Source organism: Streptomyces sp. NPDC018000, from assembly GCF_044328025.1.
GTDB lineage: Bacteria > Actinomycetota > Actinomycetes > Streptomycetales > Streptomycetaceae > Streptomyces.
On record NZ_JBIRGM010000004.1, the window covers coordinates 581,434 to 600,699 of the forward strand.

Consider the following 19,266-nt stretch of genomic DNA (forward strand, 5'->3'; position numbering starts at 1 on the left):
GCCGTGAATCACAGAATGATCTCCATGGACCGCACTCTCCCTGCACCACCAGGGCAAGCACGTCCAGCTCACCGATCTGTCGTTCAGTGCTCTCGAAGGGCTGCCCGTCGACGCCCGGCTCGCGCCGACATCGCCGCCGTCACCCCCGGAACGGCCCTCCATCAGGCTTGGATCGCCGAACCGACAGTGTCCCGATTACGTCGCCGACGGCCAAGCCGGTTGGATCCGGGGCCAGTTACAGACATGATCAGGTGGTACGAACGGCCCGACGACGGCCCAGCGGCAAGCCAGGGAGGCAAGTGGCGATGAGCACACCCAACAAGGACATCGAGAAGGTCGAAGTCAGGCTCAAATGGGATCCCAGCCCTTCGGGTGCCCCGGTCCATGATCTCGACATCATCGCGGCGACCTACCTCGCGCAGGCGCCATACGGCAGCCCTGCGCATCTCGTGCACTTCGACAGCCGCTCCCCGGACGGCACCATCACCCTCAACCGCGACAGCAGGACCGGCCAGGGCTTCGGTTTCGACGAGGTCATGACTCTTGAACTGGGCCGGTTGTCGACCACGTACACCCGGGTCGTCGTCGGAGTCGCCATTCAGCAGCGCGACGGCCGCAGGACATTCGCCGAAATAGCGAATACCCGCGTTCAGATTCGGGAGGGCTACACGAACCTTGCGGAGGACGACTTCTCCGCGGTCGGCGCCGCCACCGCGGCAACCGTCGCCGAGTTCATCCGCGGTGCCTCCGGTGTCTGGGAGTTCCACGGAACGGTCCTGGGTTTCGACGGGGACCCCGAGTCGTTCGCCCGAATGATGGGAAACCGTACGCCCGGAACGTGACACGTCACGGGGCACGGTCCACACAGCACACCTCCCGTCCCCGTCCCCGGAACTGCGGCAAGACGAAGGGGACCGGCCGTCGGTCGGTCCCCTTCGTACGCACTGCTGATCAGCTAGTGCCGCGACCGGCAAGGTTTGCCCGTCAAGAAGCGGCGGCCGGTGCGTGTGATCGCAAGGCGGCCAAAAGCCCTTGTAGCGGAGCTACCCGGGCTTTTGGCCAACGCAGCGAGCGCGCGTGCCGGGCGTCGCGACGGGGCATATCTCGCCGGTCGCGGCACTAGGCACGCCGGCTGGGCCGGACGTTGCGTCCCACGCGATGGCGCCCGGTGTCAGCTGCAACCACTGGTCGAGCCGCAGCCCTCGCAGATGTAGCAGGATCCGGCGCGCTGCATCTTCGTACCACAGGAGAAGCAGAGCGGCGCGTCCGCGCTGATGCCCAGCTGCATCTCGACGAGCTCCGCCGAGGTGTGCGCCGTCTTCGGAGCCGGCCTCTCGGCCTCCTGCACGGCGGCCACCGCCTTCAAGGGCTCCGTCCGCACCGGCGCGGACTGGGCCAGGCCTTCGACGTCCAGCTCGTCCTCCAGGGAGGGCTCGTACGAACCGGTGTCGAGGTGACGCTGACGTTCCTCGGCCGAGTGGATACCGAGTGCCGAGCGGGTCTCGAAGGGCAGGAAGTCCAGCGCCAGGCGGCGGAAGATGTAGTCGACGATCGACTGCGCCATCCGTACATCCGGGTCGTCCGTCATACCGGCCGGCTCGAAGCGCATGTTGGTGAACTTCGAGACGTAGGTCTCCAGCGGGACGCCGTACTGCAGACCGACCGAGACGGCGATGGAGAAGGCGTCCATCATGCCTGCGAGGGTGGAGCCCTGCTTGGACATCTTCAGGAAGACCTCGCCGAGACCGTCGTCCGGGTAGGAATTGGCGGTCATGTAGCCCTCGGCGCCACCCACCGTGAAGGAGGTGGTGATGCCGGGACGGCCCTTGGGAAGGCGCTTGCGGACCGGGCGGTACTCGACGACCTTCTCGACCGCGGTACGGATGGTCTCCTCGGCCTTGGCCGTGACCGCATCCGCCGCGGACTTTTCCTTCTCCTTGGTCTTCGCGGAGAGGGGCTGGCCGACCTTGCAGTTGTCGCGGTAGATCGCGAGCGCCTTGACGCCCATCTTCCACGCCTCGAAGTAGACCTCTTCGACGTCTTCGACGGTGGCCGTCTCCGGCAGGTTCACCGTCTTGGAGAGCGCGCCGGAGATCCACGGCTGGATCGCGGCCATCATGCGCACGTGGCCCATCGCGGAGATGGAACGCTCGCCCATCGCGCAGTCGAAGACCTCGTAGTGCTCGGTCTTCAGACCGGGGGCGTCGATCACGTTGCCGTGCTCGGCGATGTGGGCGACGATCGCCTCGATCTGCTCCTCCTGGTAGCCCAGGCGGCGCAGAGCCTGCGGGACGGTGCCGTTGACGATCTGCATCGAGCCGCCGCCGACCAGCTTCTTGAACTTGACCAGGGCGAGGTCGGGCTCGAGGCCGGTGGTGTCGCAGGACATCGCGAGACCGATGGTGCCGGTGGGCGCGATGACCGAGGCCTGCGCGTTGCGGAAACCGTTCTTCGCGCCGAGGCGGATCACGTCCTGCCAGGCCTCCGTGGCGGCGGCCCAGATCGGGTTGTCCAGGTCGTCCATGTGGACGGCCGCGGCGTTGGCGTCGGCGTGCTGCTTCATGACCCGCTGGTGCGGCTCGGCGTTGCGGGCGTAGCCGTCGTACGGGCCGACGACCGCGGCGAGCTCGGCGGAGCGCTTGTACGAGGTGCCGGTCATCAGTGAGGTGATGGCACCGGCGAGGGCGCGGCCGCCGTCGCTGTCGTAGGCGTGGCCGGTCGCCATCAGCAGGGCGCCGAGGTTGGCGTAACCGATGCCCAGCTGGCGGAAGGCGCGGGTGTTCTCGCCGATCTTCTGGGTCGGGAAGTCGGCGAAGCAGATGGAGATGTCCATCGCGGTGATGACCAGTTCGACGACCTGGGCGAAGCGCTCGGACTCGAAGGACTGGTTGCCCTTGCCGTCGTCGTTGAGGAACTTCATCAGGTTCAGCGAGGCCAGGTTGCACGAGGTGTTGTCCAGGTGCATGTACTCGCTGCAGGGGTTCGAGCCGTTGATCCGGCCGGACTCCGGGCAGGTGTGCCACTGGTTGATCGTGTCGTCGTACTGGATGCCCGGGTCGGCGCAGGCCCAGGCCGCCTCGGCCATCTTGCGGAAGAGGGACTTGGCATCGACCTCTTCGATGACGTCACCGGTCATGCGCGCACGCAGCCCGAACTTGCCACCGGACTCGACGGCCTTCATGAACTCGTCGTTCACACGCACCGAGTTGTTGGCGTTCTGGTACTGGACGGACGTGATGTCGTCGCCGCCCAGGTCCATGTCGAAGCCCGCGTCGCGCAGTGCGCGGATCTTCTCCTCCTCCTTCACCTTGGTCTCGATGAAGTTCTCGATGTCGGGGTGGTCGACGTCGAGAATGACCATCTTGGCCGCGCGCCGGGTGGCGCCACCGGACTTGATCGTTCCGGCGGAGGCGTCGGCACCGCGCATGAAGGAGACCGGGCCGGAGGCGTTGCCACCGGAGGACAGCAGCTCCTTCGAGGAGCGGATACGGGAGAGGTTCAGGCCGGCGCCGGAGCCGCCCTTGAAGATCATGCCCTCTTCCTTGTACCAGTCGAGGATCGACTCCATGGAGTCGTCGACGGCCAGGATGAAGCAGGCGGACACCTGCTGCGGCTGGGACGTACCGACGTTGAACCAGACCGGCGAGTTGAAGCTGAAGATCTGGTGCAGGAGGGCGTACGCCAGCTCGTGCTCGAAGATCTCGGCGTCCGCGGGAGAGGCGAAGTATCCGTGGTCCTCGCCGGCCTTGCGGTACGTCTTCACGATCCGGTCGATGAGCTGTCGCAGACCGGTCTCGCGCTGCGGGGTGCCGACGGCCCCGCGGAAGTACTTGCTGGTGACGATGTTGACCGCGTTCACCGACCAGAAGTCGGGGAACTCGACGCCACGCTGCTCGAAGTTGATCGAGCCGTCGCGCCAGTTGGTCATGACGACGTCACGGCGCTCCCATGCCACCTCGTCGTACGGATGTACGCCGGGGGTGGTGTGGATGCGCTCGATACGCAGCCCCTTGCTCGACTTGGATCCCTTGGCTCGGGAACCTCGTGCCGGGCCGCTCGCCGTCTCTGTCATGCCGCCTCCCATATGTGGGCAAAAACGCCCTGAAGTGCCCAGAACTTCCCGGGGCACAGCCTGTCTCCAATACTTCGGGCACCACGCACAGCGCCCGGAGCAAGTCCAAATACAGCCGCCCTGTCGCCGGCCCATGGACCTGTGCCGATCGGCCGGTGTCGCTCAGTCGGCGACGGCGGGAACGGGGACCTCAAGGGTCTCGCCCCTCCCGCGCTCCTCCGCGGGAGACCGCCGTTCGCGGAGTTCCGCGATGGCGGCCTCGAAGTCTTCAAGTGTGTCGAACGCCCGGTACACGGACGCGAAACGCAGGTACGCGACGAGGTCGAGTTCCTGCAGGGGGCCGAGGATGGCCAGACCCACGTCATGGGTGGTCAGCTCGGCGCTGCCGGTGGCACGCACTGCCTCCTCGACCCGCTGGCCGAGCTTGGCGAGGGCGTCCTCGGTGACCGGCCGCCCCTGGCATGCCTTGCGCACGCCCGAGATGACCTTGGTACGGCTGAAGGGTTCGGTCACACCGCTGCGCTTCACCACCATCAGCGAGCAGGTCTCCACCGTCGTGAAACGGCGGGAGCAGTCGGGGCACTGACGGCGACGGCGGATCGACGTGCCGTCATCGGTGGTGCGACTGTCGACGACCCGGCTGTCGGGGTGCCTGCAGAAGGGGCAGTGCATGGCTTCCGACCCTCCTTCACAGCACGACTGAATAGCCTCTTCGGGGCCCGCCAGGGCCCCTCGAAGCAGTCACAAGCATAGGCGATGACCGCCCCCCGGCAGACCGGGGACCACAACTTGTGGGCGACTGGAACAATCCAACCACTAGATCTTGGGTTTGGTCGCACATTCAGCCCCAGCGCGTGTCGCGCATCGCGAGCGGACCGCAGGCAGCCTACGGCCGAGCACGAGGTTACGGGAACCGCGCGGCTGCCAGGATTGCGGGGCTCCTGCTGTCGGACTCGGACAACGACTCGGAGACCACCCCGCGTGGCGACGCCGCGCCGGCGAACGCTACCGTAATAGCCCGAATTGCCGGTCGCCCCAAGGGGTCGGCCCAAGCAGGGAACCGGTCACTCCGGCCGTCACGCATACACCCACCAGTGAACACACGACAGACTTTTATTCGTTTTTCACTCGAACGTGTGTTTGGCGCAACCTTTCGAAAGCTACTACCGTTGTCCAGCTAGGGAGACCATTCGAGAGGGGCCGACGTGACCACCACCGCAGACAGTGCCACCATCACTGCCCAGGACCGCTCCCAGAGCCGACTCGAGCCGGTGCATGCCATGAATGACTCAGTCACGAACACGGAGGGGCCGGAGCCCGTGCGCCCAGTGCGCTCGTTGCCCGGCCGACCTCCAGGCATCCGGGCGGACAGCTCGGGGCTCACAGACCGGCAGCGGCGCGTGATCGAGGTGATCCGGGACTCCGTGCAGCGGCGTGGGTACCCGCCCTCGATGCGGGAGATCGGCCAGGCGGTCGGCCTGTCCAGCACGTCCTCCGTCGCCCATCAGCTGATGGCCCTGGAGCGCAAGGGCTTCCTGCGTCGCGACCCCCATCGCCCGCGGGCGTACGAGGTCCGCGGTTCGGACCAGCCCAGCTCGCAGCCCACCGATACGACCGGGAAGCCCGCGGCGTCGTATGTGCCGCTGGTCGGCCGGATCGCAGCGGGTGGCCCGATCCTCGCCGAGGAATCGGTCGAGGACGTCTTCCCGCTCCCCCGCCAGCTGGTCGGTGACGGAGAGCTGTTCGTCCTCAAGGTCGTCGGTGACTCGATGATCGAGGCTGCGATCTGTGACGGAGACTGGGTCACCGTGCGCCGCCAGCCCGTCGCGGAGAATGGCGACATCGTCGCGGCCATGCTGGACGGCGAGGCCACGGTCAAGCGCTTCAAGCGGGAGGACGGCCATGTGTGGCTGCTCCCGCACAACTCCGCATACCAGCCGATCCCGGGCGACGAGGCGACGATTCTCGGCAAGGTGGTGGCGGTGCTGCGGCGGGTGTGAAGACTCGCCGCCTTCAGACCGGACCCCGGGATCCACTGCGCCGATCCCGGGGTCTGCCTGTGCCGCCGGGCACCCGGGCGGGCTACTGGCCGTTGGCCTTGGCTGCCGCGTCGATGGCCGCGAGTGAGCGGCGCGCCTGGTTTCGGTCGGTGGTGTACCAGAAATCGGGCAGCGAGGCGCGCAGATAGCTGCCGTACCGGGCGTTGGCCAGTCGCGGATCGAGCACCGCGACCACACCCTTGTCGCCCGTGGCCCGTACAAGCCGGCCGGCGCCCTGGGCCATCAGCAGAGCGGCATGCGTCGCCGCGACAGCCATGAACCCATTGCCTCCCGCCTCCTCGACCGCCTTCTGGCGTGCGCTCATCAGCGGGTCGTCGGGGCGAGGGAACGGGATCCTGTCCATGACCACCAGCTGGCAGCTGGCCCCGGGCACATCCACTCCCTGCCAGAGCGAAAGCGTGCCGAAGAGGCAGGTCTCGGGATCGGCCGCGAAGTTCTTGATCAGCTCTCCAAGGGTCTCCTCGCCCTGCAGCAGGATCGGCTTGTCGAGTCGGCCGCGCAATTCCTCGGCGGCGGCCTGGGCCGCCCGCATGGACGAGAACAGCCCGAGGGCGCGCCCGCCCGCCGCCTCCACCAGTTCGGCGAGCTCATCCAGCATGTCGGTGCGAGAACCCTCCCGGCCGGGCGTGGCCAGATGCCTGGCGACGTACAGGATTCCCTGCTTCGGATAGTCGAACGGCGACCCGACGTCGAGCCCCTTCCACTGCGGATTGTCGTCACCCGCGGTGCCTTCGGGAGCGAGTCCGAGCGACGCCCCCACCCCATTGAAATCCCCGCCGAGCTTGAGCGTGGCCGAGGTGAGCACGACGGACCTCTCAGCGAAGAGCTTCTCGCGCAGAAGTCCGGAGACGGAGAGCGGGGCGACCCGCACAGAGGCGCCGAAACGGTCATGACGCTCGTACCAGACGACGTCGTACTCCGAGCCCTGGGTGATGCGCTCGGCGACGCCGTGAATCGTCTCCACCGATGCGAGTGCCTGCTTGCGGACGGCGTCCTCGTCCTGGACCGACTTGTCCCGGGTGGTACCCAGGGCCGAAATCACCGTACGCGCGGCGTCACGGAGCGCGAGCAGCGCGTAGCCGAGGTCCTCGGGGACCTCCTCCAGACGGCCGGGGAGCGCCAGCTCCATCACCCGTTCGAAGCCCTCCGACGCGGTCTGCAGGGCGTCGGCCGCCTTCTCGTCGACCAGCTTCGCCGCTCGGCGTACCGCCCGGTTGACCTGGCCGGGCGTGAGCTCGCCGGTGGCCACACCGGTGACCCTGGAGACCAGCTCATGGGCCTCGTCGACGATCAGTACCTCATGCTGCGGAAGCACCGGAGCGCCCTCGATGGCGTCGATGGCAAGGAGGGCGTGATTGGTGACGACGACGTCGGCGAGCTTGGCACGCTCACGGGCCTGCTCCGCGAAGCACTCCGCGCCGTACGCGCACTTGCCGGCGCCCAGGCATTCGCGGGAGGAGACGGAGACCTGCGCCCAGGCGCGGTCGGACACACCCGGGGTGAGGTCGTCACGGTCGCCGGTCTCGGTCTCGTCCGACCAGTCCCGCAGCCGCAGCAGATCCTGACCGAGCTTGCTCGACGGGGCCGCTGCCTCGAACTGGTCGAAGAGCCCCTCCTCCTCGTCCTGGGGCACTCCTTCGTGGAGCCGGTGCAGGCAGAGATAGTTCGAGCGGCCCTTGAGCATGGCGAACTGGGGGCGGCGGCGCAGCAGCGGATGCAGAGCGTCGACCGTACGCGGAAGGTCGCGCTCCACGAGCTGGCGCTGCAGTGCCAGGGTCGCCGTCGCCACTACGACGCGCTCCCCGTGCGCCAGCGCGGGCACCAGGTAGCCAAGGGATTTGCCCGTGCCGGTGCCGGCCTGGACGAGCAGATGGGCATTGTCGTCGACAGCCTCGGCAACGGCCTCGGCCATGGCGGCCTGGCCGGGCCGTTCCGTACCACCGACGGCGGTTACGGCGGCGTGGAGGAGCTCGGGGAGGGATGGCTTTGTCATAGCCCGACCACCCTACGGGGCGCCACTGACAACGGCGATCAGTCCCGGACTCGGGCGGAGGGGTGGAGCGGGTTGGGAACGGTGCCGTGGATGGCGGCGTGCGGGCGCCGGGGGCGGTCCCGGTATCCGTCCACGTGCAGGCGGTTGCGGTTCAGACAGAGACGTTCGATGCGGGGCGTCAGCATGTCGAACATCTCGAATCGCTTCTTGAGCTCGGGGAAACGGGCTTGGTGTCGCAGGATCTCGTCCCTTACGAGTGACCAGAAATCGGCCTCCGGAACTCCCAGCTGTTCCTCGCACAGCGGGGACAGGAAGCGGAAGACGCCGATGAACAGTCCGGAGTGGATGAACTGGGTGAGGAAGGAGGGCTCCTCGGTGAGCAGGACGCGGCGTACGTCCTGTGGCATCGACTCGTGCTCCGGCAGCGGCTGGGCGCTGATGTTCACGTCGTCCACGAAGTCCTTGATCGCCAGGCGAACCGGTACGTCCTGGTCGTCGAAGACGACGATGGCGTTCTCTCCGTGTGGGGAGAACACGGTGCCGTAGCGGTAGAGGAAGTGCAGCAGCGGCGGGAGCAGCGCGGCGAAGAGCCGGGTCAGCCAGGTGGTGGGTGTCAGCCCCGAGCGGGCGACGAGTTCGGCCGTGAAAGCGTGGCCCTGCGGATCGGTGTGGAGCAGCGAGGCAAGGGTCCGGGCCCGTTCGCCCGGCGCGAGCCGGGGCTGGAGGGGTTCTCGCCAGATCGCGCCGAGGATCTCCTTGAACTGGTAAGGAGCCTCCGGAAGGTGGTCGTACAGCGGATGCTCGACGGTCACGGAGGCCACCTCGCCGAGCAGGATGACCCTGCACGTGTCGCGCAGAAAAGCGTCGCGGTCGCGCAGACCCTGGACCCAGGTGGTGACGGCGGGGGCCGCAAGGGTGCGTTCGGTCGGCAGTCCTCGCCAGACCAGCGTATTGAGGATCGACAGGGGCAGTTTGACGGTGTGCCGGTCGGGGCGGGACACATTGGCGAAGGTGCGGATGGACTGCTGAGGCAGCCGGAGGTCGGCGTCGGCGTGGAGCGGCACGATGTCGCCTGCGGCAATGGCTGGGGCGAAGACCGGAACGATCCATTCGTCCCACTGCCATGGGTGCACGGGAAGACAGAGATAGCCGCCGGGATCGAGGTCGCGGGCGCGGAGCACGGCGGCGAAGGAATCGCGGACCGACAGGTCGAGTTCCTGTACGTACAACTGCTCGGGTGTGGCCAGGCCGGTCACCCCTCGGTAGGCGGCGATCCGGGTGGAGACGGCGATCCACGGCAGCCTCACCGGCCTGCGGGCCTCGGGTGCGTAGCGGGAGGCGTCGGCGGCGGAGAAGCCGAGGCGCCCCTTGTTGGCGACGAGCCAGGGGTGTCCTGTCTGGTGTCCCTCCAGCTCGGCGTAGTCGAGATCGGCCAGCCGGGCGGCGGAGAGGGCTGTGTGGTCGAGCCGGGCGTCGGCGGCGAGGGTGGTGGTGATCTCGCGGATGAGGTGGCCGAGGGTGGTGCCGTCGATCCTGAGGAGGTGGCGGGCGCGGGCGAGGAACTGCAGCGGGTCACGGAAGGGGACGCTGCGCGTGTTCCGGTCCCCCAGTGGCTCGGCAGGCACGCCCCGGCCGCTGTCCCGCGTCGATTCCGACGGCGACTCCTGGGCGTCGCCGCACGTCTCCAGAATCGAATCGGGAACGATGTGCCAACTGCCGTATACGCCCCGCCGGGCGCTGAAGCTCAGGATTCCACTGTCGTCGAGCCCGAGGGTGTATGTGTTGCCCCCGTCGGCCTGCCGGACCGGCTCGATGACTTCCTCGTAGGCGAATTGACCGAGCATCTTCGCGAGCAGTCGGGCGGCGGCTCCGTCCCAGACCGTCCGGTTCAGTTCTGGCGTGCTGAGCAGCGCGGCAGACTCCGCTGAATCGTGGCTCGCAGGGTATTTCGGCACGGGGACTCCTCGGGGTGGAACCGATGGGGTTCGAGCGGTGTATGCAATGCGGCAGATCGTTCACAGCTGGGCACGGTGCGTTCGGTCGCGGACCATCAGGGCGGCTCGTTTGCCGGGGAGTTCGACTTCCGCGGAGAAGCGGAAACCTGCGCTCAGGAAAGCGGAGACGGAAGGGGTGTTACGCAGGTCGGGCTCTGCCACAACTCGTGCGCACCGGGAACGGTTGTCGAGTACGAGATCGGCGACGGCCCGGAGCAGGGTTGTGCCGACCCCACGTCCGCGGTTGTTCACACCGCCGATGAGAAGGTGGATTCCGGTGTCGTGCGGTCGAGCGGGGTAGCGACGCGCCAGCGGATCGAGATCCGCTCGGTAGATCTCCCAGTAGCTCATGGGAACGCCTGCCAGCACGCCGAGGCACGGGACGCTTCGTCCGTCGCCGTCGAGTTGAGGGCGCAGATGGTCGGCTGTGACGGCTTCGGCCCCGGCGAGTTCCCAGAATGCGGCGACTGCTGGATCGTTCATCCAGCGGCTGATCACGGCAAGGTCGCGTTCCAGTCGCACGGGGACGAGTTGGAACACTCCGGCCGGCGTGGTGACCGGTCCCCAGTCGGCAGGGCGGTCCAGCAGGTCCGAGGCGGCCGGCCGGCTCATGGCCGCCTGCGTGCCTGCGGCCGGGCCGGCGCCGTCCGGTCCGGATGACGCGGACGCGTCCGGCGGCTGGGGGCGTGTGGCGGTGGCCGGTGTGTCCTCGCCGAACAGGGCGAGGAGTTCTTCGGGGAGCGGCAGGTCCAGGGTGTCCTCGGCGCCCGTGTCGGCCTTGGGGGCAGGGCCGGTACCGGCGCCGGTGTGCGCATCGGCGGAAACCACGATGTCGCTCTCCTCTCGGCGGTTCAGGCGGTGGTCATGTTCCCTCAGACACATAGGGGGTTGGCAATGGTGACGTAGACGGACTGGGTGTCGACAGGCCCGACGAGTTCGTCGAGGCCGTGCAGCCGGGTCAGCAGGTTGGCCTTGCATCGCAGGTGGGAGTTTTCCAGCAGATGTGCGGGCAGCGGGGAACCCAGTGCGGCGGCCGAGCCGAGAAATCGACGGAACGCGGCGATGAGCACGTGTTCGTCGGCGAGGTGCTGGGCACCGAAGGCTCCGATCAGGCCGAACACATTGTTGATGCCGAGGTAGTAGGCAAAGCGCTCGTCGGTGACCGCGTCGGAGACGAAGGTGTCGCTGGCCGATCCGATGCCCGGGAGCCGCTGTTCCAGTGCCGCGCGGTGGGACTCGCGGAAGTAGTAGCCCTGATTGTCGCGGTACCGGCCGCCGACGGGCCAGCCGTGGGGGTCGAGCAGAACCAGGGTGTTCTGCTGGTGGGCTTCGAGGGCCACGCCTGCGTGGGCGTCGAGCCAGAGCACGGGGCGTACGACGCGGTCGAGGTAGCGCAGGAACCACTCGGTGGCGACGGCTCCTGCTGCTCTTCCAGTGGCAGCGGCCAGGGAGATCACGATCTCGGCGAGGCGTGAATGCATGCCCGTCCGGCCCGGCCAGGGGCGTGGAGCGGTGAGCGCGGCGATGCAGACCGCGTCGTCGAACGGACCGAACGGGTTGTGGCGCAGCATCACGTCGAGGCCCGCGACAGGCCCGCCGTCCGGGCCGTCGACGGCGAGCCAGGCGGGGTCGCGGACGATGTCGAAGCCCGGGTGGACGGCGTGCCACTGTGCGGCGAGTCCGCTGCGGAGCAGTCGGTGGACCTCCACTCCACGGTGGAGTTCCTTGCGGAGATTCTCACGACGGGAGTTGGTGATGCGAACGCCCAGGGAGAGCTTGAGCATGACATCGGTACCGGGTCGGTGCACGGTACGGACGGATGAGGTGGGATGCCAGTGCTTCCCGTACGGCCCGAGGTCGTGCAGGAGTCCGGCGTCGAGCAGGGCGGCGGCTTCGGGCCGGTGTCCGAGTTCGCGGGCCTGCCAGGGGTGGAGTGGAATCGGCGCGGTGTTGTCGGGGAGTTGCAGTCCTTCGGCATGGGAGGTGATCAGTTCCGTGGCCGACACCGGACGGCCTCCATCGGTCCAGGCGGAGTCGGTGGCCAGCACGGACAGGTCGACAGCCATCCAGTGCAGTGGGAAGGAACCGCGCAACTCGGGTGAGTAGAGGCGGGATTCGGAGTCCGAGAGGCCTTCGCGGCTCTTGGGGGTGGGGTGGAGCGGATGTCCGAGGAGAAGTGACTGCTCGGCGGTGAGAAAGAGGTCCGCTTCGGCCGGGGCGCCGGGGGTGCGGCGCCGCTCGGCGATGAAGCCGGCCGTCCGCTGTACGGAGTCGGCGACCCGGGCCACCATGTCGGCGCCTTCGTGACGGTCGGCCTCGCGGCCCAGGAGAGCGGCGACCGTGACGGCGTCTGTGGGTGGTGCTCCTTCGGGTGCCCCCTCCAGCGCAGGCATGCCGAAGCGGTGCCAGCCCGTGGCGGACCAGTAGCGGACGGGGACGAGCAGAGCGGTCCCGCTGGCGGGGAGCGGGATGCGGAGTGTGTTGCCGTCCGGCCGGGGCAGGTCGCTCTCCCGGACCCAGCAGCGGAGCAGATTCTCGACGCCCGCTGTGTCGGCGGCCCGCAGCGGGTCCGGATGATCGAGGAGGTCGGCCGGTGCCGCACAGGTGAACGTGGCCTTCGGGACGTACCGCTCGTCGTGCGGTGCCGCCATCTGACGGGGCACGGTGTTCTGCTCGACGACGAAGTTGCCGGTGAGTCCGGCCTGTCCTCGCTGCTGGGTGGGGGGAGGGCCGTCGGCCTGGGGCGCGGAAGTGGGGTTCACGGCGGTCTTCCTTGTGAGGGTGTCCGGGGTCAGCGAGCCGACCCGGTCATGGTTCGGCGGTGCGGCGAGCGCTCGGCTGCTGCCAGGGCATCGGCGAGGCGGTCCACGACCGCTGCTGCCTGTTCGTCGGTGAGCGTGAGGGGAGGGAGCAGGCGTACGACGGTGGAGTGGCGTCCGCCGAGTTCGACGATGAGGCCGCGGTGCAGGCATTCCTGTTGGACGGCTGCGGCGAGAACCGGGGCGGGCGGTGGCTCGGGACCGTCGCCCCGTGGAGCAGCCTCGGGGTCGACGAGTTCCACCCCGATCATCAGGCCCCGCCCGCGGACGTCCCCGATGGACGGGTGGTCCGTGGCCAGTGCCTGGAGGCGTGCGACCATCCGGGCGCCGAGTGTCGCGGCGCGCTCGGCGAGGTGGTGCTCCCGTACGAAGGCAAGGGTGGCGGTGCCTGCCGCCATCGCGAGCTGGTTGCCGCGGAAGGTGCCGGCGTGGGCGCCCGGCTCCCAGGTGTCGAGTTCGGAGCGGTAGACGATCACTGCGAGCGGGAGGGATCCGCCGATAGCCTTGGAGAGCACCATCACATCGGGCACGATCCCGCTGTGTTCGACCGCCCAGAATGCGCCGGTGCGGCCGACGCCCGTCTGAACCTCGTCGGCGATCAGGGGGACGGACCGGGCCTCGGTGATCTCGCGCATCCGGCGCATCCAGCTGTCAGGGGCGGGGTTCACACCACCCTCCCCCTGCACGGGTTCGAGGATCATCCCGGCCGGCGCGGGTGCGCCTCCCTTGGGGTCGTCCAGGAGGTTCTCGGTCCACCGGGCGGCGATCTCCGCACCGCGCTCGCCTCCGATACCGAAGGGGCAGCGGTAGTTCTGCGGGAAGGGCAGACGCGTCACCCGTACGTCCTCGGCGCCGCCCGAGGCGGCAAGGGCTCCCGCTGTCATGCCGTGGTAGGCGCCGTTGAAGGCGAGGAGTCCGCTGCGACCGGTCGCGGCACGGACCAGTTTGAATGCTGCCTCGACGGCATCCGTACCGGCAGGTCCGCAGAACTGGATCCGCGCATTGTCGGCGAACTGCCGCGGCAGGGTGGCGAACAGCTCCGTGGTGAAGGCGTCCTTGACGGGGGTGGCGAGGTCGAGCACATGCAGCGGTGCACCCGAGTCGATCACCTTCTTGATCGCCTCCAGGACCACCGGATGGTTGTGACCGAGCGCCAGGGTGCCGGCTCCGGAGAGACAGTCGAGGTATCGCCGCCCGTCCGCGCCTTCGATGGTCATCCCACGGGCGCGTACCGGCACGATCGGCAGTGAACGCGCGTAGGTACGGGCGGCGGATTCGCGCAGCGACTGGCGGCGCAGGATGCCCTCGTGCGCCGCCGGCACTGCCACCGGAGCTGATTCGGTCACGGCCACGGCTGTTGGTCCTCCCGCTGTAACAGTTGCGTTGCACGTCAGTACGTCGGCGCATGGACGGACCGCGGGAATGAACGCTGTCCTCCAGTCCCTCGTACGTATCAACGACGCCCGACGCCGGGGATCACGGGTGGATCCGCAGATCCTTGCGGGGGCGGAACCGTGGCCCTGCCGCGCACCGTCCCCATCGGCACCGGCATAGTGGGGGGCCGCACGGAGGGCTCGGGCAAATTTCCGGGGGTCTTCAGGACGTTCGGAGCGGATGGCTCCGAGCAGTACCGAAGTGCAGGACAGAAGTGTTGAGTTTCGAAGTCCCAGGGGGATCACCACATGCGACTCATTCGACCAGTTCCCACCGCACGTCAGGGGAGCGCGCGTCGCACGCGTTCCTCGGCGCTCGCCGTGGCCGCGGTCACTGCGGTCCTCGCGCTCACCGCCACTGCCTGCGGTCCGGGCGAGGACAACGCCAGTGACAAGGCCAGCACTCCCGCCGGCCAGTCCTCGGACGGCAAGATCACTATTCCGGACGATCTGAAGGACCGGCTCAAGGAACACGGGATCGACGTCGACCAGTGGAAGAACGGCGAGTGGAAGAACTGGGACAAGGAGAAGTGGCTGCGCGAGGCCAAGGACTTCGTCAACCCGATCATCGAGGGCCTCTGGGACCCGGACCGGATGCGGGATGCCGACAAGTCGCCGGAGAGGCCGGTCGACAATGACATCTCGGGTGATGTGGGTGTGACGGATCCGACGCCCGCGCCGGTCCAGGCCGCCGGTGTCCGGACGCCGTACCACGCCAATGCCGCGGAGTCCGGGAAGCTGCTCTTCGACAGCCCCGAGGGCTCCATGGTCTGCTCCGCGACCGTGGTGAAGGACCCGGCGCACCCCGGAAAGTCCAACCTGGTGTGGACCGCGGGGCACTGTGTGCACGCGGGCAAGAAGGGCGGCTGGTACCGCAACATCGCCTTCGTTCCGTCGTACAACAACAGCGGTCTGTCGACGGCCGAGTTGCAGAAGGCGACCAAGCAGGAGATCGCGCCGTACGGCGTGTGGTGGGGCCAGTGGGCGCAGACGTCCGACCAGTGGATCTCGCAGGGTTCCTCGACCGGCGGGCAGGGCGCCCCGTACGACTTCGCGGTGCTGCGTGTCACGCCGGAGAAAGGCTCGAGGGGTAAGTCCCTGGAGGAAACGGTCGGCTCCGCGCTGCCCGTCGAGTTCAATGCCCCGGCCGTGCCTAAGATCGGCAGCATGACGGCCACCGGCTTCCCGGCCGCACCGCCGTACGACGGCCAGAAGGCCCTCCAGTGCGCGGACAAGCCCGGCCGGCTCTCGCTGACCGCACAGGACCCCACGATGTACCGCATCGGCTGCACCATGACGGGCGGCGCCTCCGGCGGCGGCTGGGTCGCGGCGGGCCAGGACGGCAAGCCCGCGCTGGTCTCGAACACCTCCATCGGCCCGGCGACGGCCGGCTGGCTGGCCGGACCACGCCTCGGCAAGGAAGCCAAGGGCGTCTTCGAGTCCGTAAGCAAGAAGTACGCAGGGCAGTGACGACGGACCGTCACCCGGCCAGGTTCGAGTGACGGTGACGGCACGGCAGAGACCCCCGTGCGGCAGTTGCCCGCCGGGGTTCCCGCTGTCTGTTCGGCAGCCGGTAGCGGCCACCCGCACGCCCGAAGGCCCGTTCCCTGGAAAGTGCCGCCGGGAACGGGCCTTCGGTCCGTACTGAGCCGTACCGTGCTGCGGTCAGTGCGCCACGGGCACGAACGAGTTGAGGTCGGCTGCCAGGTCCTCATGCACTCGCGCCTTGAGCAGGGTGCCCTCCGACGTGTGCTCCTCGGAGATCAACTCGCCCTCGGCGTGCACCCGGGAGACCAGCCCGCCATGGGTGTACGGGACAAGCGCCTCGATCTCGACCGAGGGCCGGGGCAGTTCGGTATCGACGAGCGCGAGCAGTTCATCGATGCCCGCACCGGTACGCGCCGAGACGGCGATCGCGTGCTTCTCGATGCGCAGCAGCCGCTGCAGCACCAGCGGATCGGCCGCATCCGCCTTGTTGATCACCACGATCTCCGGCACGTCCACCGCGCCCACTTCGCGGATCACCTCGCGCACCGCGGCAAGCTGTTCCTCCGGCACCGGGTGAGAGCCGTCCACCACATGCAGGATCAGATCGGATTCACCGACCTCCTCCATGGTGGAGCGGAACGCCTCGACGAGGTGGTGCGGCAGATGCCGTACGAACCCGACGGTGTCGGCCAGGGTGTAGATCCGGCCGCTCGGCGTCTCGGCCCGGCGCACGGTCGGATCCAGGGTGGCGAACAGTGCGTTCTCCACCAGGACGCCCGCACCGGTCAGCCGGTTGAGCAACGAGGACTTGCCCGCGTTGGTGTAGCCGGCGATTGCGACCGACGGCACCTTGTTGCGCTTGCGCTCCTGGCGCTTGATCTCGCGGCCGGTCTTCATCTCCGCGATTTCCCGGCGCATCTTCGCCATCTTCTCGCGGATCCGGCGCCGGTCCGTCTCGATCTTGGTCTCACCGGGACCACGGGTTGCCATGCCGCCACCGCCGCTGGAACCGCCGCCGCCCATCTGACGGGAGAGCGACTGGCCCCAGCCGCGCAGCCGCGGCAGCATGTACTGCATCTGTGCCAGCGAGACCTGCGCCTTGCCCTCTCGGGACTTGGCGTGCTGGGCGAAGATGTCGAGGATCAGGGCGGTCCGGTCGACCACCTTCACCTTGACGACGTCTTCCAGGTGGATCAGCTGGCCGGGGCTGAGCTCACCGTCGCAGACGACGGTGTCGGCCCCTGCTTCGAGGACGATGTCACGCAGCTCCAGCGCCTTGCCCGAGCCGATGTAAGTGGCCGGGTCGGGCTTGTCGCGGCGCTGGAAGACCGCGTCGAGCACCTGGGCGCCCGCCGTCTCCGCAAGCGCGGCCAGCTCCGCGAGGGAATTCTCCGCGTCCTGCACGGTCCCCGAGGTCCAGACGCCGACCAGCACCACACGCTCCAGGCGCAGCTGTCGGTACTCGACCTCGGTGACGTCCTCGAGCTCGGTCGAGAGTCCCGCGACACGCCGCAGTGCGGCGCGCTCGGAGCGGTCGAGCTGCTCGCCGTCCCGCTCTCCGTCGATCTCGTGGCTCCAGGCGACGTCCTCTTCCATCAGGGCGTCGGCCCGAAGGCTCTCGGTGAGGCTCTCGGTGACATTCTCCGTGGCGCTCTGCGCGTCCTGCGCGTCCTGGGGAAGGGAAGAAGAGGAGGTCATTGGATCCTTACGTCGATGGAAGTCCGTTACATGTGTCACAACGCGTGACCTCTCCCGATGATTCCCGCTGTCGGAAGTCCGGTCCGGCCGCCGCGGCGACCTGTCGATAGTGGCATGATCCGCCGGGCCCGTCACACGGGTTTACGGCCTGGGGGCCGATAGACCGGTCGGTCCTATCGCTGCCCGCCGGGCTCGGCGCTGCGCCAGTCCGGATGCCCCGGCATCGGCGGGGTCTTCTTGCCGTACAGCCAGCCGTCGAAGAACGAGGTCAGGTCTCGGCCCGCGGTCTGTGACGCCAGCCGGACGAAGTCCGCGGTGGCGGCGTTGGAATCCCGGTGATCCTTCACCCAGGCTCGCTCCAGGCGGTCGAAGGCGGCCTCGCCGATCTCCTGACGCAGCGCGTAGAGGATCAGTGCGCTGCCGTCGTACACCACCGGCCGGAACAGGCTGAGCTTCTGTCCGGGCGCCGGAACATCGGGGCGAGCCGGCGGGCCGCCCGCGGCACGCCAGTCGTCGGACTTGATGTAGGCGTCGTGCATCCGGCTTTCCAGTGGCTTGTTGGCGTGTTCCTCGGCGTAGCGGGCCTCGTACCAGCTGGCATGCCCCTCGTTGAGCCACAGATCGGACCATACCTGTGGGGAGACGCTGTCGCCGAACCATTGGTGGGCGAGCTCGTGGACCATGATCGATTCGACGTACCACTTGGGGTAGGCGGTCCGGGTGAACAGGGACCGTTCGAAGAGCGAGAGCGTCTGTGTCTCCAGCTCGAAGCCGGTGTCGGTGGCGACGACCAGCAGTCCGTATGTCTCGAAGGGGTAGGGGCCGACCTGCTGTTCCATCCATTCCAGCTGATCGGGTGTTTTGCTGAGCCAGGGTTCCAGCTGCTTGCGGTCGACGCTCGGCACCACGTCGCGGACCGGCAGCCCGTGCGGCCCGGTCCGTTTCAGGACGGTGGAGCGGCCGATGGAGACCTGGGCCAGTTCGGTGGCCATGGGGTGTTCGGTCCGGTAGGTCCACGTGGTCTCGGTGCCTTGTCGGGCCGTGCCGACGGGCAGGCCGTTGGCGACCACGGTGAGGTCCTTGGGTGCGGTGATCCGGAAGGTGAAGTACGCCTTGTCAGCGGGATGGTCGTTGCTCGGGAAGACCCGGTGCGCGGCATCGGCCTGATTGGCCATGGCCAGACCGTCGGCGGTGCGCAACCAGCCTCCGCTGTCCTGGCCGCCGTTCGGGTCACTGGTGTGCTCGACGGTGATGTGCAGCGGCGCTCCGGCCGGGAGTCGGCCGGGTGGCTGGATGACCAGGTCCTCGTCCGCCATGGCGAAGTCGGCGCGCAGACCGTTGATTTCGACCGTACGGACAGCGCCCCGGGCGAAGTCGAGGTTGATCCGGTCCAGCGGCTCGGTGGTCCGCGCGTCGATCGTGGTGACGGCATCCAGCGGCTTGCTGTTGCTGCCGTGGTAGGTCAGCCCGATGTCGTACGAGAGGACGTCGTACCCGGGGTTGCCGAGGTGCGGGAAGAGTGGATCGCCGTTGCCGAGCGGCACGGGTGAGGGGAGGGCGGCGGCAACGAGGGCGGCCGATGCGGTGGCCAGCAGAGCGGTCCGCAGACGGCGGGAGGTGATCGGCATGGACTACCGCTACCAGCGACTCCCGCCTGGGCAGGTGCGGCGCGCGCCACGCCACTCGAACGAGATCGCTGTGGCAGATGG

Annotated in this window: 12 protein-coding genes; 3 read left to right on the forward strand and 9 right to left on the reverse strand. The window is 68.4% G+C overall.

All coding sequences use genetic code 11. The features are described 5' to 3' along the window. The first annotated feature begins 251 nt into the window (after positions 1–251). Positions 252–842, forward strand: a complete 591-nt coding sequence (locus ACH4EW_RS14180) for a TerD family protein (protein WP_398255874.1) — start codon at positions 252–254, stop codon at positions 840–842. A 329-nt stretch (positions 843–1,171) separates the two neighbouring features. On the opposite strand, the gene ACH4EW_RS14185 is transcribed toward ACH4EW_RS14180, so the two are convergent. Continuing rightward, entirely contained in the window at positions 1,172–4,072 is a 2,901-nt protein-coding gene (locus tag ACH4EW_RS14185; RefSeq protein ID WP_398255876.1) for a vitamin B12-dependent ribonucleotide reductase, read from the reverse strand. 162 nt (positions 4,073–4,234) lie between these two features. Then, complete coding sequence (gene nrdR, locus ACH4EW_RS14190; RefSeq protein WP_398255880.1) at positions 4,235–4,744, reverse strand: transcriptional regulator NrdR; 510 nt, start codon at positions 4,742–4,744, stop codon at positions 4,235–4,237. A 533-nt stretch (positions 4,745–5,277) separates the two neighbouring features. On the opposite strand from nrdR, the gene lexA reads away from it, so the two are divergent. Next, positions 5,278–6,072: a transcriptional repressor LexA gene (lexA, locus tag ACH4EW_RS14195; RefSeq protein ID WP_398255882.1), complete on the forward strand. Its 795-nt coding sequence runs from the start codon at positions 5,278–5,280 to the stop codon at positions 6,070–6,072. Between the two features lie 82 nt (positions 6,073–6,154). Here lexA and ACH4EW_RS14200 read toward each other — a convergent pair whose 3' ends face one another. From ACH4EW_RS14200 to ACH4EW_RS14220, 5 genes are read right to left on the reverse strand one after another with little or no spacing between them, the layout of a single operon-like run. Next, positions 6,155–8,125 (reverse strand): ATP-dependent DNA helicase, encoded by a 1,971-nt coding sequence (locus ACH4EW_RS14200; protein ID WP_398255884.1) that lies wholly within the window; start codon positions 8,123–8,125, stop codon positions 6,155–6,157. 38 nt (positions 8,126–8,163) lie between these two features. Next, positions 8,164–10,080, reverse strand: coding sequence for an IucA/IucC family protein (locus tag ACH4EW_RS14205; RefSeq protein ID WP_398255886.1), 1,917 nt, complete (start codon positions 10,078–10,080; stop codon positions 8,164–8,166). A gap of 60 nt (positions 10,081–10,140) precedes the next feature. After that, on the reverse strand, positions 10,141–10,947 hold the full coding sequence (locus tag ACH4EW_RS14210; RefSeq protein ID WP_398255889.1) for a GNAT family N-acetyltransferase: 807 nt from the start codon (positions 10,945–10,947) through the stop codon (positions 10,141–10,143). 44 nt (positions 10,948–10,991) lie between these two features. Continuing rightward, positions 10,992–12,881 carry an IucA/IucC family protein gene (locus tag ACH4EW_RS14215; RefSeq protein WP_398255891.1) on the reverse strand — a complete coding sequence of 630 codons (1,890 nt, stop codon included), beginning with the start codon at positions 12,879–12,881 and terminating at the stop codon, positions 10,992–10,994. 29 nt (positions 12,882–12,910) lie between these two features. Then, positions 12,911–14,290, reverse strand: coding sequence for a diaminobutyrate--2-oxoglutarate transaminase family protein (locus ACH4EW_RS14220; RefSeq protein ID WP_398255894.1), 1,380 nt, complete (start codon positions 14,288–14,290; stop codon positions 12,911–12,913). Between the two features lie 330 nt (positions 14,291–14,620). Between ACH4EW_RS14220 and ACH4EW_RS14225 the strand changes: the two genes are divergently transcribed. Then, the gene (locus ACH4EW_RS14225) at positions 14,621–15,841 is read left to right on the forward strand and encodes a trypsin-like serine peptidase (RefSeq protein WP_398255896.1); all 1,221 of its coding nucleotides are present in this window, start codon (positions 14,621–14,623) and stop codon (positions 15,839–15,841) included. 195 nt (positions 15,842–16,036) lie between these two features. Here the strand turns inward: ACH4EW_RS14225 and hflX are convergent, their stop codons facing one another. Then, positions 16,037–17,557, reverse strand: a complete 1,521-nt coding sequence (gene hflX / locus ACH4EW_RS14230) for a GTPase HflX (protein WP_398255899.1) — start codon at positions 17,555–17,557, stop codon at positions 16,037–16,039. Positions 17,558–17,730: 173 nt separating this feature from the next. After that, positions 17,731–19,185 (reverse strand): M1 family metallopeptidase, encoded by a 1,455-nt coding sequence (locus ACH4EW_RS14235; RefSeq protein ID WP_398255902.1) that lies wholly within the window; start codon positions 19,183–19,185, stop codon positions 17,731–17,733. Positions 19,186–19,266: the final 81 nt, after the last annotated feature.